This window comes from Clostridium sp. AF32-7AC (genome assembly GCF_003477925.1).
GTDB lineage: Bacteria > Bacillota > Clostridia > Lachnospirales > Lachnospiraceae > Otoolea > Otoolea fessa.
In genome coordinates, this window is sequence record NZ_QUEG01000001.1 from 121,934 (window position 1) to 136,729 (window position 14,796).

The following is a 14,796-nucleotide window of genomic DNA, read 5'->3' on the forward strand; positions in this document are numbered from 1 at the left end:
CTGCTGTAATTTTCTGCCGCAAAAGAAGCGGGTGCTGGTAAGAAAAGGGGCGGGCGGATGTTTACTGTCCGCCCAGTAAAAAGAAAAACGAAAAAATCAAAGCAGGAGGAACAACTATGCGAGTTTTGAAGAACCGGACGGTCATCGGTGTGATCTGTATTGTGCTGTCCCTGATCATCTGTTTTGTGGTCACGCCATTGTTTCAAAAGACCATGAGTGAGAAGAAGGAGATCGTCCGTGTGGTCAAGCCCATTCGGAGTGGGGAAGAGATTACAGCCGATATGGTAAAAACCGTGGAGGTTGGCAGTTATAACCTGCCGGAGGATGTAGTAAAACAGCTGGATACGGTGATTGGAGCCTTTGCATCGGCAGACCTGGCACCAGGGGATTACATTCTTGCCTCCAAGATTGCAGAGGAACCGGCGGCGGAAAATGCCTATCTGTATCACCTGACTGGAGAAAAGCAGGCGATTTCCGTAACGGTCAAGGCGTTTGCCAATGGCCTGTCGGGCAAACTTAAGAGCGGTGATATCGTTTCTGTCATCGCACCGGATTATAAAAAGCAGGGCATGACGGTAATCCCGGCAGAACTGCAGTATGTGGAGGTCATCGCAGTAACTGCAAACAGCGGCTATGATGCCAATACAGGGGAAGAACTGGAAGAGGGGGCGGACAGGGAACTTCCGGGAACAGTAACGCTTTTAGTGACACCGGAACAGTCCAAGGTGCTTGCAGAGCTGGAGGCAGATGGAAAGCTGCACCTGTCCTTAGTGTACCGGGGGGATGCGGCAAGTGCGGGACAGTTTATCGAGGCACAGGAACAGGTGTTGGAAGAACTGTATGCTCCAGAGGAGGCAGAAGGAGAGATCACACAAGAAACAGAGCAGACAGAATCTTCAAAAGAAGAAACAAATGAGGCCGCTTTGGAAGAAACCGAGGAAAGTGGGGTGGAATAAGCCTTGAATTTTCTGAAAAACAGTATTTTCAGCCGGGGAAACCGTGACAACTCTTCGGACTGGGAGCCGGAGAATGAAAACCAGATGCTGGCAGTCTGGGGAAGCCCCGGTTCCGGAAAGACCACAGTGGCGGTAAAACTGGCGGTAAGGCTTGCCATGCAGAAGCGGGATGTGGCTCTTCTTTTGTGTGATATGAATACACCTATGCTTCCATGTATCTGCCCGCCCGGAGATCTGGAAGAAGAACATTCCCTGGGAAGCATTCTGGCGGCAGCCCATGTGGGGGAATCCCTGGTACGCCATCACTGCATTACCCATAAGCGGTATTCCCATTTGACGATCCTTGGCATGAGAAAAGGGGAAAATGAGTATACCTACCCGCCTTATGAGCGGACACAGGCGGAGGAACTGTTACAGTGTTTGAGAAACATTGCTCCGTATATCATCATTGACTGCGGCAGTTATATCGCCAATGACATCCTTTCTGCGATTGCCCTGATGGAGGCGGATGCAGTCCTGCGTCTGGTCAACTGTGACCTGAAGTCCATCAGTTATCTCTCCAGCCAGCTTCCGCTCCTTCGGGAAAACAAATGGGATGCGGAAAAGCAGTATAAGGTAGCCAGCAATGTCTATCCCAATGAGGCTAGCGAGCATATTGAACGGGTGTTAGGCAGCGTGGCATTCCAGATCCCCCATTCGGAGGAGGTAAAGGCACAGGTTCTGGAAGGGGATCTGCTAAAAGAACTGGGCTTAAAAGACAGCAGAGGATTCCGAAAATCCATAGAAGCCATTTCAAAGGAGGTGTTCGGATGTTAGGGGAAAGACGAAGCAAAGCCGCATTTTCAGCGGGTTTTGCAGAGCGTGTTCAGGAACAGCCCCATGAGAATTCCGGACACCTGCCAGCAGAGATCTGGAAAGAAGAGGATCCCGACTTTGAGGAGATTATGGAGGATGGAAATGAGACAGAAGAAAATCGTCAAAGAGACTTCTTTGGAGGGGAGGATGGGGCAGTAGAAAAAACAGAAGAACCAGAGGAAGAAGAATCGGAACCCTCCCATGTTCAAAAGACGGGAGGGCGGTCCTTACGCACCCATGATCTGTTCTTTGCAGCGGAGGATACAAGCCGGGATTTTACTTCGGTGCTGCGGGAGGTACAGGCCTATCTTTCCAAAGAGTACAGCAGTCTGGTAACTGCGGATGGAAATGAGGAAGTTAAGGCTCAGATCCGCCGGTTTGCTGGGAAGTACATCCAGGATCACCGGATCCAGGTGACAGGAAAGACCACCGATGAGCTGATCGATGCTATTTATTCTGAGATGGCAGAGTTTGGTTTTCTTACAAAGTACATTTACGGGGAAGGCATAGAGGAAATCGATGTGAATGCTTGGGATGATGTGGAGGTACAGTTTTCGGGAGGTGTGACAAAGAAGCTTACAGAACACTTTGACAGTCCGGAACACGCCATCAATGTGGTGCGGCGGATGCTGCATGTATCCGGTATGGTGTTAGATGATGCCAGCCCCAGTGTGCTGGGACATTTAAGCAAAAATATCCGGATTGCAGTATTAAAGACCCCGATTGTGGATGAAGATGTAGGGGTGGCGGCTTCCATCCGAATTGTCAATCCCCAGAGTATGAAGAAACAGGACTTTGTGAAAGGTGGAACGGCAACCGGGCAGATGCTGGACTTTTTATCGGAGTGCATCCGGTATGGCATTTCCGTGTGTGTGGCAGGAGCAACCAGCTCCGGAAAAACCACACTCCTTGGCTGGCTTTTGACTACAATTCCTGACAGCAAGCGGATCTACAGCATTGAGAACGGTTCCAGAGAGCTGGCCCTGGTACGGAGAAAAGAGGGAAAGGTCGTCAATTCCGTCATCCATACCCTGACCCGTGACAGCGAGAATGAACGGCAGCGAGTGGATCAGATTGCACTCCTTGACATGGCCATGCGGTTTAATCCGGATATTATTGTAGTGGGTGAGATGCGGGGACCGGAGGCGAATGCAGCACAGGAAGCAGCCAGAACCGGCGTGGCGGTTGTGACAACCATCCATTCCATGAGCGGTGATGCAACGTACCGCCGTATGGTATCCCTGTGCAAGCGGGCAGTGGATATGAGCGACGACACCCTGATGGGGTTCGTAACGGAGGCATACCCGATTGTGGCTTTCTGCAAGCAGCTGGAAAATAAGGAACGCCGCCTGATGGAGATCATGGAGTGTGAGATTTTGCCGGATGGTACCAGAAAGTTTCGCCCCTTGTTCCAGTACCAGATTACGGAGAATCGGATAGAGGACGGGAAATTTGTGATCATAGGGCAGCACCGGCAGGTCAATCCAATCTCGGAGAGTCTGGCAAGGAGGCTGATGGAGAATGGGATGCCCCAGGAGAAGCTGTCCCGGCTTTTGGCCGTTACAGAGGAAGGAAAGGAGAAGTAAGATGACAGCCATTCAGTTGTTAGCCTGTGCAGGCATGATCGCAGGAGTATTTTTGATGCTTGGCATCCGGCCGGTGGAATTTACGGACAGCCTGTTTGGGTTTTTCTTAAATCCCAGACGGAGCCTTCGGGAAGAACTTAAGGAATCATCTGGAAGAAAAAAAGAAGGAATTCTGCGAAGGGAGATGAAGGAGGCACAGGCAGTGCTTCAGATGACCGGAAGAGGAAGCCGGTTTTCCATGGCGTGTGCGGCTGCCCTGGCACTGTTTTGCATGGGAGGATCGATTGCGATCCTGCTTGGGAATTTTTTCCTGGCTCCGGTAATGGCAGTAGGGTTTTTGTTTCTGCCGTTTTGGTATGTGAAGCTGACGGCAAACCACTATAAGAGAGATGTGTCGGCAGAACTGGAAACTGCGTTATCCGTGATTACCACAGCATACCTGCGGACAGAAGATATTGTGACAGCGGTGGAGGAAAATACGGCTTATTTAAATCCTCCGGTATCCAGGGTGTTTCAGGACTTTCTCATCCAGATCAAGCTGGTAAATCCGGATGTGCAGGAAGCCCTGCGGATCATGAGAGAAAGGATTGACAATGAAGTGTTTCGGGAATGGTGTGACGCAGTCAGCGACTGCCAGCATGACCGGAGCTTAAAGACCACGCTGACACCCATTGTGGCAAAGCTGTCCGATATGCGGAATGTGAATGCAGAGCTGGAATACATGATCGCGGAACCCAGAAAGGAATTTATGCTCATGGTGGTGTTTGTCATTGGAAATATCCCGCTTATGTATCTGCTAAATCAGGACTGGTATGATGTGCTGATGCACACCGCACTGGGGCAGTGTATTCTGGCCGTGACAGCGGCTGCTATTTTTATATCTGCAGGGTTTGTGGTAAAACTCACCCGCCCCATTGAATACAGGAGGTAGGCATGGAAGGATTACTGTTTTTATTTGGATTGTTTCTAGCTTTGGGACTTTTCTTTCTGGCGGCTTCCCTCCTGCACCTGCCGACCATCGGTGCGGCAAAGGCCATGCTTGGGACGGCCAAACAGGAGCGGAAAGGTGCAAAGACATTGGAAACCTGTTTTATGATTCTGGCAGTCAGGCTGTCTCACTATATCCGAATGGATGAATATAAAAAGAGCCGGATGGGAAATGTCCTTAAGGCCAGCGGCATGAATCTGACCCCGGAGGTATATCAGGCATATGCACTGGTAAAAGCAGGAACGGTTCTTTTGGCGGTCATTCCCTGTGCCATCCTGATGCCGCTTCTGGTTCCCGTGGTCGTGGTGTTAGCCTTGCTCCTTTATTTTAAGGAAGGGCAGAAAGCAGATGAGAAGTTAAAGGCAAAACGGGAGGAGATTGAAGGGGAACTGCCAAGGATGGTAGCAACCATTGAACAGGAGTTAAAGGCTAGCCGCAATGTGATCGGGATGCTGGAGCGTTTTAAGGGAAATGCAGGACCGGCTCTGACTGGGGAGCTGGATATTCTGTTAGCCGATATGCGGTCCTCCAACTATGAGGCAGCCCTTACCCGGTTTGAGGCAAGACTCAATTCTCCTATGCTGTCAGATGTGGTAAGGGGGCTCATTGGTGTACTGCGGGGAGATGACAGTTCGGTATATTTTCAGATGCTGGCTCATGATTTCAAGCAGATCGAACTGCAGCGGTTAAAGGCACAGGCCCAGAAGATCCCGCCTAAGATCCGGGTGTTTTCTTTTGTCATGCTGGTGTGCTTTTTGCTGACTTACCTGGCGATTATCTGTTATGTGGCGTTAGAGAGCCTTGGAGGAATGTTTTAAAGGGGGGAGGTCGAAATGAAGAAACAGCATTTAAGGAGTATCCTGTCAGAAAAACGGGGTGAGGGGTATGTGGATGTGATTATCCTGGTTCTTAGTGCGGTTATGGTGCTGGCACTTTCTATGCGGGTGCTTCCAGTGTTTATTCAAAAACAGCAGCTGGATACTTTTGCCACAGAATTAGTGAGAGAGGCAGAAGTAAGCGGGCGTGTTGGAGCGGAGACAAGCCGCCGTGCTGCCGTGCTGTCAGAAAAAACAGGGATTTATCCGAACGTTTCATGGTCAGAAAATGGAAGGATCCAGTTAAATGAAGAGGTTACTGTTACCCTGACACTGGATACCAATATCGGCCTGTTTGGGGAGTTTGCATCCTTTCCCATTACGCTTCGGGCAAAGGCTTCCGGAAAGTCGGAAGTATACTGGAAGTGAGGTGGTTAAGGTGGGCAGACAAATTCGGAAGATTTTCAGGGAGAAACGGGCGTCATCGTTTCCAATGACCATAGGGATTGTGCTGGCACTGATTCTTCTTCTGTGTGGGATCAGTGAATATTTCCGCCTGCAGGTGATCGCGGCAGGTGTGAGGGAAGCGGTGGAGGATGCCATGATTTCCACAGTCAATGACAATTATGCAGGGGTGTACCATGGAGCCAGGGAGGGATATTCCGGAAGCTATGTGCCATTTGGAGAAGGAAACTGGGAGGAGGAACTAAGCGAAGGCGATATTTATGCGGTTCTGGATGATACACTGGGAACCCGGATATCCGGCGGCCGTCATGTAAAGTATGCCGATGGCGGGACTGCAATGGAATTTGCTATTGATAGCCTGCAGGTGACGCTTCGGAATGCACCTCTGGCTCCCTCTGATCCGGCAAATGCCCAGAGGTTTGAGGCAGATGCAGTTGTGCGGTTAGAAGTGCCAGTCCGCTTTGGAGGCAGGCTTCTTCCATCCATGTGGATCACATTAAAAGTGCAGGCAGGTTATACGGAGGTGTTTTAAGAAATGCCTGGACATTCTAAGAAAGGTAGGGTATGTTTGGCGTAACAGGAAATAGGATACAGTGGTAAAGGAGGCATAAGAAGATGAAACTGACAGAAAAGACGAAAAAATATCTGGTGATTACTGGCAGTATGATCCTTGGGATTGGTCTGCTCGCAGCGATCGGGATGCAGTTTGGACAGCCGCCCAGTGAAGATGTTCTGCCAGAGACAACACAGACCGTGACCGAAGTGATCGTTGATCCAGGGACGGGTTTGGAAACCCAAAAGGCTCCAAAAGAAAGCGTGGAAGAATCCGGTGGGAAAACGGATCTGGTGATTCAGCCTGGGACAGAAGAAACAAACGAGACTACCGGACAGGCGGCAGACAGCCGGCCGGCACAGACGGACCAGACACAGCAGAGTATCCAGCCGGAACCGACAAAACCAGAGCCGCCCAGGGAAGAAATGCTGACGGATCCAACGAAGAAGCCGGATGGTACAAAGCTGGAAGAACCGCCCGTGCCAGTGGATCATGAGTCAGTAGAGAAGCCAGCAGAACCAGAACCGGATCCTGGACAGCCGCAGGCTGGCGATACATCCGGAAACCAGATCTATGTTCCTGGATTTGGATGGGTTGAGAACCATGGGGGAGGCGGATCCGGCACCGTGGCGGAGGATATGTATGAGAATGGAAATAAGATCGGCATCATGGATTAATACCCAATGAGGAGGCATCGCAGCCATGCGGTGCTTTTTGTTTGCTTAAAACCAGGGAAGATGGAAACGTCTGCTTCCTGTGGTTGGAAAGGAGGATATTTGAAGCAGAAGAGAGGTGTGTTTCTTGCGGTTTTACTCTCACTGTCGTTCCTGTTTTCTGTACCTGTTTATGCAGTCGGAGATGGAAATATTGACGGAGGCGGAGGAAACATGGGGCAGGGAACCAGTCAAAACTCCTGGTCTCCGGGAAATGAGGGAGTCCGTGTGACCGTGATCCGGGCAGAAGGGCATGAGCCAGTAACAAGGCCCATTGACCTGACAAACAAGCAGCCGAAGATTGTCTATTCCTTTGGAAAGGTCAGCAAGATGTCTTATACCAAGGGGAGTGCATTAACGGTTGATACCAACCCTTACGAATATGTGAATCCGGTCCAGTCCCTTCCGAGGATCATCAGCTCCAAAAGTCTGGGACAGGCCAACATTGAGGAGATCAAAAGTTATTTTACAGATGAGCAGGTGGTCCGCAGTATTGCAGGGCTGACAGGAATGGACTTTGATACGCTGGTAGGAGGAGAGTACCGGCTTTTACTGGAACCGATCAGTTTCTTAAAATTTCAGGGAACCCTGATCGCAGCGACGGCTACGGAGGCAGCTTTGTATGATGAGATGTTAAGCGGGGGGATGCGGGCGGTACTTCCGACTGTGGCGTTTCAGAACCTCCCGCTTTCCATGTTTTTGGAAACACCAGATCTGGGATATCCGGCATGGGGCGGACCTACATCTGGAGTCCGTTCCAACAGTGAGATCAAAAGTTCCCTGGGTCTTGGTGTGGTACGGTTTCACGAAGCCCCGCCAGAGGAACCGGAAATCAGTACCTATGATTATGAGTACCGGACCAACACAGAAGTCATCACAGCGGTAGAGGTGAGCGGAGGCCAGAGTGATCCAGATGATCCGGTGTCTGTCACATTTTCTGTGGGAGGGAAAGGCTACCGCGTGGACCATGTGTATTATCCATCCGGTGACAGTCAGCTGGCCTGGATTCGCTGGACCACCCCGAAGGAACCTCAGACCATGATGATGACAGTACGAGTTCATGGAGGGGGAAGAACGGAAAAGGGAACGCTGAATATCAAGATCGTAGATCTGGATGAAAATCCTCCGCCGGATCCCAACGCAGATGACCGGAATGATGGCTTTACAAGACCATCCGTACCGTCAAAGGCAGAAGTTACCTCTGCCGTCTGGGGTGTGTGGAGACCATGGTGGCAGGAACATTGGGTATGGCACAGCGGAGATGAGGAGGATGACGGGTATTGGTGTGACCATGGCTGGTGGGAGTTTGACCTGGACCGATACTCTGCAAGTCTGGCTGCAGATATGAGAATTACAACCGATGAGAAGTCCCCTACCGCTACGGAAAGGACGATGAAATCCGGTTATGGATTCCAGGAAAAAGTAATAACCCATGTCAGCACCAATCAGAGTTTTGCAGTCACACCGGCTCAGAATGCCGTGACCTATTTTCCTGAGTTTCAATATGAGAAATTCTGGAGACTTCTGGAGCGGATGAACGGCGGTTATGATATGACCCATGAATTTAAGGAGAACGGCTACAGCACTTATCGCCGGAGAACCCACTTCACCCCAATCTGGTATCCGGATGGAAGCTACACACCGTATACCTGGCTGCTTGACTGCTGGACACCGGCTGGGATGCTCTCCATGAATCTGACTGATTCCATTACCATTGACGGGAACTTGTGGAGTGACTGGCATATCGCACCACAGAAACCAGAATAGGAGGAAATATGTCATATCAACAGATAGAGAAGTTAGAAAAATCACCTAATGACAGAAAGAGGAAGAAGCAGATGAGAACAAAGAAAATTTCAGCAGTTATGTGCATGGTAGTCGTACTGGCGGTCTTGTGCTGCGTACCGGTTTATGCATCGGGCGATGTGGCGGGTGCCATTGAGGGAACCTGGGATACGGCATCGAAGCAGATCAAGGCAGTGGTGGATCATGTGGTGTTTCCGGTCATTGACTTGGTATTAGCCGTTTTCTTTTTTGGAAAATTGGGAACGGCGTATTTTGATTACCGTAAGCATGGACAGTTTGAGTGGGCAGCTCCGGCTATCCTGTTTGCCTGTCTGGTGTTTACGCTGACTGCACCGCTTTATATCTGGCAGATTCTTGGGATTTAAGAGAGGGGACCATATGACATTTTTGGAACAGGAACTGAAAAAGATGGTTGGAAAGGAGCCAGCCTTTACGGAGCAACGATATGTAGGAAATGCGTGTTATGGCAGGCTGACAGACAATATCCGGGTAAAAGTCAACTTTCAGACCGGTGGGATTGCAGATCATTATGACCGGTTAAAGGTAACCTTGTTAAACCGGAATGAGGGTATCATTGACAGCATGGTTTTGACCTTTCAGGATGTGCTGGGAATCAAAAAGACATCGAATCCCAACTTCCGTGATGGAGTAAATCCGCATATCTGGTCTTATGGCAGAGAAACGAAATGGTATGTGTACCAGCCAGGGGAAGCGGATTATAAAAAGATGTCGGAGGCAGTAAACACTTATTTAGAGGTATTTAAGGAGCCGGTGGAAACCATGCAGATGGGACAGAGGATGGAATAAGAAAAGAGGTGATGAGAGATTGTTTATCTGGGATTTTGTCGCTGATACGGTGTTAGGACAGATCATTGACTGGCTGTATGGACAGATTGTAGGTTTTTTGGGAGACTTTTTCATGCAGATGGGAAGTATGGGAGCTGATCTGTTTGAGATGAGCTGGGTGCAGTCCATTGTTCTGTTCTTTTCTTATCTGGCATGGGCACTTTATGTAACTGGGATTGTGGTGGCAGCTTTTGAGTGCGGAATTGAGTATCAGAACGGACGCGGCAGTATCAGGGACACTGCCTTAAATGTGATCAAAGGTTTTCTGGCAGTAAGTCTGTTTAGCGTTGTCCCAGTAGAGCTTTATAAGCTCAGTGTTTCCCTCCAGGGAAGTTTTACTGCAGGGATTACGGGGCTTGGAAAAGATATCGGGACAGTAGCATCCGAGATCATCCAATCCTTAAAGGATACGGCTACCTGGCAGGATGCGGCCACATCGGGAATTTTTGGAGGACTGGGAAGTATCACCAGTCCTATTTTCATGATCTTTCTCCTGATTATGATGGGATATGCAGTGATCAAGGTGTTTTTTGCCAACCTGAAGAGAGGAGGCATCCTTTTGATCCAGATTGCGGTGGGCAGTCTTTATTTATTCAGTGTGCCGAGGGGATATATTGATGGGTTTGTTGGTTGGTGCAAACAGGTAATTGGTCTGTGTCTGACCGCATTTTTGCAGGCAACGGTTTTGATTGCGGGGTTGATGGTTGTTAAGGATCAGGCCCTGCTTGGCTTGGGGCTTATGCTGTCAGCGGGAGAGATTCCACGGATTGCAGGCCAGTTTGGGCTGGAAACAGGAACAAAGGCCAATGTCATGGGAGCGGTCTATGCAGCACAGGGAGCCGTCAATCTGACAAGAACCGTTGTGCAGGTGGTTTCCAAATAGAGAGAGGACGGTGAAGAATGGAACACAACAAACTGGTATATATTGCATCTCCCTATTCTGGAGATGTAGAGCGGAATGTAGCATTTGCAAAGGCAGCCTGTCGTTATGCCATGAAGCAGGGGGTTACGCCCATTGCCTCCCATCTGTTATATCCGCAGATGTTGGATGATAAAGTACCGGAAGAGAGAAATCTTGGAACAGGTATGGGACTTCGAATCCTAAAAGTGTGTGATGAGATTTGGGTGTGTGGAAATGAACTGTCCTCGGGGATGGAGCAGGAGATCCGTGCGGCAAGACGGTTTCGGATTCCGCTTAGGCGGGTCAGTGAGCAGGAGATTGGATGGGGGCTGTGTGAAGCACCGGTACAGAAGGGAATGGAGATGGGCGGATGATGACACTGGGCAGCCTGTTTGACGGGATTGGAGGATTCCCCCTGGCGGCAGTCCACTGCGGGATCGTGCCAGTATGGGCCAGTGAGATCGAATCGTTTCCCATGAGAGTAACGCAGCTCCGGTTTCCCGAAATGATCCATGTAGGGGATATCACAAAACTGGATGGTGCAAAGTTGCTGCCTGTGGATGTGATCTGTGGAGGCAGTCCCTGTCAGGATCTGTCAGTAGCAGGACTTCGGAAAGGGCTGGCGGGAGAACGTTCCGGACTCTTTATGGATCAGGTGCGTATTGTAAAGGAGATGAGAGCAGAGAATGAAAGACGAGGGATATCAGATGACCTTGTTCGACCTCGATACCTCGTTTGGGAAAATGTCCCCGGAGCATTCAGTTCCGCAAACGGGGAAGACTTCCGGGCGGTCATCGAGGAGATCGTCCGCATTAAGGAATGTACCTGTCATGTGCCTCGACCTGACACCGGGAGCTGGGAACCTGCTGGGGCTGCCATTCTGGGAGATAGGTTCAGCCTGGCTTGGAGAGTCCTGGATGCTCAATACTGGGGAGTCGCCCAGCGTCGCCGTAGGATCTTCCTTGTCGCAGATTTTGGAGGACTCACCGCACCCAAAATATTATTTGAGCAGGAACGCCTGCTTGGGGATCTTGCGGAGAGCCAAGGCCAGAGGAAAGGAACTGCCGCCGCAGTTGGAAACAGCCCTCCAGATTCAGGCTGGTGTGGAGCAGAAAAGGAAAGACAGGTGAATTTTTATATACTTTCCATGGAAACGGCAGAAAAGAAAGAGGTGTGTTTGTGTCTCAATGACCAAGGCGGCGAGCGGATGGATGTTTCTATCAATGTGACTGCCACACTGCGGGCGGGGATGAGCGGTCATCCTCCTCTGGTGATGGGCAGCCAGCAGGGAAATGCGGGGATTGGTGTGGATCTGTGTCCGACTCTTACAGAGGCGGCAGGAACCAGCGGGAATAATCAGCCGATCCTGTTTGAGAATCATGGAATTGATGCCAGATATACGGGACCGCATGAGGTGGCACCAACCATGTCTGCACGGTATGGGACTGGCGGCAATAATGTTCCTTTGGTCTCGGAAATACCAGAGAGTTACTGTATTGCCGGCAACATCATTGACAGGGAGGTGCAGAACGGCGGAAATGGTCTGGGATGTCAGGCAGACATTTCTTATACCCTGACTAGTGCAGACCGCCATGCGGTGTTCAGCCGGCAGAGAAGCGATGAATTCTTAGAAAACAAGGTAACAGCAACCCAGAGTGCCAGACAGCATAAGGATGCCACGGATCTGGTGTGTGAACCCTATCAGGATACAGTAGGGACCATTGGGTATACGGATCATAAGGGGATCAACAACCAGTATGTCAGTGAAGACAAATGCATTGTGGAGAAGCGGAAGCTGATCCGGCGGCTGACCCCTTTGGAATGTGAACGGCTTCAGGGATTCCCGGATTATTGGACGGATATCCCCGGAGCATCTGACAGTGCCAGATATAAAGCGTTAGGAAACAGTGTAGCGATTCCATGTGTGGATTTTATTCTCCGTGGCATCGCTTATTTTTTACGGCAGATGAAGGAGGATAATCCCTAACATTAGTGGTTCTGCTACAGTTTTAAGGCAATCTTTGTTGGGTATCGCCCTGGCTATCTCATCTCTTTGTGGATATACTTTGCTTGTAAAAATGAGGAAAGGAGATCGTAATGGAAGAGCGTAAGAAGAATTTATGTGCCATGATTCCAGAATCTCTGCATAAGAAAGTGCGGGAAGAACAGGAAGAATGGGGAATCAAGCTGAACGAGTATATGGAACGGCTTCTAAAAGACCACTTTGAGAAGGGAGAAAGAGAGATGGAAAGCGGAATGAGGACACTGGCATTTCAGGTATCCGAGGAGTTATTCCAGACGGTGAAGGTTCATTTAAAGAAGACTGGGCAGAGCCAGAAAGATTTTGTGATCGGACTGATTGAAGAAGCAATCCAGACGGCAGAGAACGAGGAGTATGAGGAAACAGAAGTGTAAAAAAGAAAACGACTACCGCCGACAGATGAAAATGATGCCGGCGGTAATTATTTTGGAGGTGAGCGATTGTATATTTATCCGGACCATTTGAAATCAAAAGCGACCCTGTGGCTGTGGCAGCTTCGGGATATCGGGATCCTTGGTGTGTGTGGACTGGTTTCGATTTTAGCAGTCACGCAGGCTGGGTGTTTCCCGCCCATTGTTCTGACCGGAGTGTATGGGTTTCTGACGATCCGCCTTGGCGATACCAGTATTCTGGATTTTATCCGTTATGCCTGTGAATATTTCTTTATCCGACAGCAGTTTTTTGAATGGAGGCAGGAATGAACAGAGAGAAAAAGAGAGCAAAAAAAGAGGCCGACAGGCGACTTTCTACACGCCAGTTTATAGGTGCAAAAGAGGTAACCGACTACAGCCTGGTTACTTATGAGCACGGGGAACTGGTGTATTTTATTGTGAAGCCAACCAATATCTCAGTGCTTTCAGAAACCAGTATCGGTGCCAGGATCTATGCCCTGATGACGGTACTCAAAGGTGTGGCAGAGATTGAAATGCTGTGTTTAAACAGCAGAGAGAGCTTTGAAGATAATAAACGGTTCCTGCGTACCCGGATGAAGGAGGAAGAAAATCCGGTGGTGCGGAAGCTTTTAGAGAAGGACCAGACTCATCTGGACCGGATCCAGGTACAGATGGCGACTGCCCGTGAATTCCTGATCATGATTCGCCTGAAAGATGAAAAAGAGTCGGATATCTTTCCATACCTTTCCAGAATTGAGAAATCCCTGAAGGAACAGAGCTTTTCTGTCAAGCGGGCAGGCAAAGAGGATATCAAACGGATCCTGGCAGTTTACTATGAGCAGAACGTAACTACAGAAAAGTTTGAGGATTTTGACGGGGAACGGTGGATCATTCCGGAGATTTAAATTTTGGGAAGCAGGAGAGATGGCTGGGTACGAAGGCTATATTTTATGGTATACTTGCTATGACATAAGGAAGGAGCGAGGCAGTTGAACTACGAAATGTTAATACAGAAACGGGATCGATATCAGGAAAAACGGTCTTCCATTCCAGAGTATACCCTGCAGACCTATGAGCAGGCATTTGAGATTGAGTATACCCATAACTCAACTGCAATTGAGGGAAATAGCCTAACACTAATGGAAACAAAAGTCCTGTTGGAGGATGGGATCTCCATTGGGGGAAAGCCTCTTCGGGAACTATATGAGGCGGTTAATCACCGGAATGCATACCGGTATGTGAAACAGTGCGTGGAACAGAGGATGCCATTAGATGAGAAGATCGTAAAGGACATCTATGCTATGTTAATAGATCATATTTTTACCGGTGGTATTTACCGGAATGTGGATGTGTATATTTCAGGAGCACAGCATACGCCGCCGTCTCCCATGGAAATGTATCGTCAGGTAAAGGAGTTTTATGCAGATCTGTCCTGGAAAGGGAAGGAACCAAACCCGATCGAACTGGCAGCGTGGACCCATGCAGAGTTTGTACGGATCCATCCGTTCCCTGACGGCAATGGAAGGACTTCCCGGCTGATCATGAACTATCAGTTTCTGACAAATGGGTTTCCAGCGGTGTCCATTGCAAAAGAAAACCGTCTGGAATATTTTAATACATTGGAGTGCTATGCAGTAGAGGGAAATCTTGCACCGTTTGCAGATATGATCGCCCAGCTGGTGGAACAGCAGCTCGACCGATATCTGAAGATGGCGGAGCCAAAGCCGGATATGGGGCAGTTTCCAGTCATGTGAAAAAGAATAACAGATAATAAAAGGATTGCGTCGGATGCAGAAATGTATCCGGCGTTTTTTTGTTCAAAAACAGGAGGGAGCCATTGAAAAGAACTGAAAAAACAGGATTTCAGAAGAAGCAGACA

The 14,796-nt window shown here is 49.5% G+C and carries 18 protein-coding genes; all 18 read left to right on the forward strand.

The window, feature by feature from the left end:
* Positions 1-116: 116 nt before the first annotated feature.
* The 18 genes from cpaB (at position 117) to DWZ45_RS00690 (ending at position 14,671) form a co-directional block, all read left to right on the forward strand.
* A complete protein-coding gene (cpaB, locus tag DWZ45_RS00605; RefSeq protein WP_117498521.1) occupies positions 117-956 on the forward strand; it encodes a Flp pilus assembly protein CpaB in 840 nt (279 codons plus the stop codon).
* Between the two features lie 3 nt (positions 957-959).
* Positions 960-1,772, forward strand: a complete 813-nt coding sequence (locus DWZ45_RS00610; protein WP_118467108.1) for an AAA family ATPase — start codon at positions 960-962, stop codon at positions 1,770-1,772.
* Positions 1,766-3,397, forward strand: coding sequence for an ATPase, T2SS/T4P/T4SS family (locus DWZ45_RS00615; RefSeq protein ID WP_118467110.1), 1,632 nt, complete (start codon positions 1,766-1,768; stop codon positions 3,395-3,397). Before DWZ45_RS00610 ends, DWZ45_RS00615 begins: the two co-directional genes overlap by 7 nt.
* A gap of 1 nt (position 3,398) precedes the next feature.
* Positions 3,399-4,328: a hypothetical protein gene (locus DWZ45_RS00620; protein WP_118467111.1), complete on the forward strand. Its 930-nt coding sequence runs from the start codon at positions 3,399-3,401 to the stop codon at positions 4,326-4,328.
* 2 nt (positions 4,329-4,330) lie between these two features.
* Positions 4,331-5,203 (forward strand): secretion protein F, encoded by an 873-nt coding sequence (locus tag DWZ45_RS00625; RefSeq protein ID WP_117498529.1) that lies wholly within the window; start codon positions 4,331-4,333, stop codon positions 5,201-5,203.
* A gap of 15 nt (positions 5,204-5,218) precedes the next feature.
* Positions 5,219-5,629, forward strand: coding sequence for a DUF4320 family protein (locus DWZ45_RS00630; protein WP_117498530.1), 411 nt, complete (start codon positions 5,219-5,221; stop codon positions 5,627-5,629).
* 64 nt (positions 5,630-5,693) lie between these two features.
* Positions 5,694-6,197, forward strand: coding sequence for a hypothetical protein (locus DWZ45_RS00635; RefSeq protein ID WP_177293888.1), 504 nt, complete (start codon positions 5,694-5,696; stop codon positions 6,195-6,197).
* Between the two features lie 83 nt (positions 6,198-6,280).
* Entirely contained in the window at positions 6,281-6,895 is a 615-nt protein-coding gene (locus DWZ45_RS00640) for a DUF6550 family protein (RefSeq protein ID WP_117498531.1), read from the forward strand.
* A gap of 60 nt (positions 6,896-6,955) precedes the next feature.
* Complete coding sequence (locus DWZ45_RS00645) at positions 6,956-8,698, forward strand: hypothetical protein (protein ID WP_118467751.1); 1,743 nt, start codon at positions 6,956-6,958, stop codon at positions 8,696-8,698.
* A gap of 71 nt (positions 8,699-8,769) precedes the next feature.
* A complete protein-coding gene (locus DWZ45_RS00650) occupies positions 8,770-9,102 on the forward strand; it encodes a DUF3852 domain-containing protein (RefSeq protein WP_118467113.1) in 333 nt (110 codons plus the stop codon).
* Positions 9,103-9,115: 13 nt separating this feature from the next.
* On the forward strand, positions 9,116-9,544 hold the full coding sequence (locus DWZ45_RS00655; RefSeq protein ID WP_066545471.1) for a hypothetical protein: 429 nt from the start codon (positions 9,116-9,118) through the stop codon (positions 9,542-9,544).
* 19 nt (positions 9,545-9,563) lie between these two features.
* Positions 9,564-10,466, forward strand: a complete 903-nt coding sequence (locus tag DWZ45_RS00660; protein ID WP_117498532.1) for a conjugal transfer protein TrbL family protein — start codon at positions 9,564-9,566, stop codon at positions 10,464-10,466.
* Between the two features lie 17 nt (positions 10,467-10,483).
* Entirely contained in the window at positions 10,484-10,858 is a 375-nt protein-coding gene (locus DWZ45_RS00665) for a DUF4406 domain-containing protein (protein WP_066545481.1), read from the forward strand.
* Positions 10,855-12,471, forward strand: coding sequence for a DNA cytosine methyltransferase (locus DWZ45_RS00670; protein WP_117498534.1), 1,617 nt, complete (start codon positions 10,855-10,857; stop codon positions 12,469-12,471). The genes DWZ45_RS00665 and DWZ45_RS00670 overlap by 4 nt, the downstream gene beginning before the upstream one ends.
* Positions 12,472-12,581: 110 nt before the next feature.
* Positions 12,582-12,899 carry a 4-oxalocrotonate tautomerase gene (locus DWZ45_RS00675; protein ID WP_118467115.1) on the forward strand — a complete coding sequence of 106 codons (318 nt, stop codon included), beginning with the start codon at positions 12,582-12,584 and terminating at the stop codon, positions 12,897-12,899.
* A gap of 66 nt (positions 12,900-12,965) precedes the next feature.
* Complete coding sequence (locus tag DWZ45_RS00680; protein WP_117498538.1) at positions 12,966-13,226, forward strand: hypothetical protein; 261 nt, start codon at positions 12,966-12,968, stop codon at positions 13,224-13,226.
* The gene (locus DWZ45_RS00685) at positions 13,223-13,822 is read left to right on the forward strand and encodes a hypothetical protein (RefSeq protein WP_066545508.1); all 600 of its coding nucleotides are present in this window, start codon (positions 13,223-13,225) and stop codon (positions 13,820-13,822) included. Before DWZ45_RS00680 ends, DWZ45_RS00685 begins: the two co-directional genes overlap by 4 nt.
* An 84-nt stretch (positions 13,823-13,906) precedes the next feature.
* Positions 13,907-14,671: a Fic family protein gene (locus DWZ45_RS00690; RefSeq protein ID WP_117498540.1), complete on the forward strand. Its 765-nt coding sequence runs from the start codon at positions 13,907-13,909 to the stop codon at positions 14,669-14,671.
* Positions 14,672-14,796: the final 125 nt, after the last annotated feature.

Coding starts and splice junctions, on each gene's coding strand:
- cpaB (WP_117498521.1), top strand. CDS start 117: ATGCGAGTTTTGAAGAACCGGACGGTCATCGGTGTGATCTGTATTGTG.
- DWZ45_RS00615 (WP_118467110.1), top strand. CDS start 1,766: ATGTTAGGGGAAAGACGAAGCAAAGCCGCATTTTCAGCGGGTTTTGCA.
- DWZ45_RS00620 (WP_118467111.1), top strand. CDS start 3,399: ATGACAGCCATTCAGTTGTTAGCCTGTGCAGGCATGATCGCAGGAGTA.
- DWZ45_RS00625 (WP_117498529.1), top strand. CDS start 4,331: ATGGAAGGATTACTGTTTTTATTTGGATTGTTTCTAGCTTTGGGACTT.
- DWZ45_RS00630 (WP_117498530.1), top strand. CDS start 5,219: ATGAAGAAACAGCATTTAAGGAGTATCCTGTCAGAAAAACGGGGTGAG.
- DWZ45_RS00635 (WP_177293888.1), top strand. CDS start 5,694: ATGACCATAGGGATTGTGCTGGCACTGATTCTTCTTCTGTGTGGGATC.
- DWZ45_RS00640 (WP_117498531.1), top strand. CDS start 6,281: ATGAAACTGACAGAAAAGACGAAAAAATATCTGGTGATTACTGGCAGT.
- DWZ45_RS00645 (WP_118467751.1), top strand. CDS start 6,956: ATGGAAACGTCTGCTTCCTGTGGTTGGAAAGGAGGATATTTGAAGCAG.
- DWZ45_RS00650 (WP_118467113.1), top strand. CDS start 8,770: ATGAGAACAAAGAAAATTTCAGCAGTTATGTGCATGGTAGTCGTACTG.
- DWZ45_RS00655 (WP_066545471.1), top strand. CDS start 9,116: ATGACATTTTTGGAACAGGAACTGAAAAAGATGGTTGGAAAGGAGCCA.
- DWZ45_RS00665 (WP_066545481.1), top strand. CDS start 10,484: ATGGAACACAACAAACTGGTATATATTGCATCTCCCTATTCTGGAGAT.
- DWZ45_RS00670 (WP_117498534.1), top strand. CDS start 10,855: ATGATGACACTGGGCAGCCTGTTTGACGGGATTGGAGGATTCCCCCTG.
- DWZ45_RS00675 (WP_118467115.1), top strand. CDS start 12,582: ATGGAAGAGCGTAAGAAGAATTTATGTGCCATGATTCCAGAATCTCTG.
- DWZ45_RS00685 (WP_066545508.1), top strand. CDS start 13,223: ATGAACAGAGAGAAAAAGAGAGCAAAAAAAGAGGCCGACAGGCGACTT.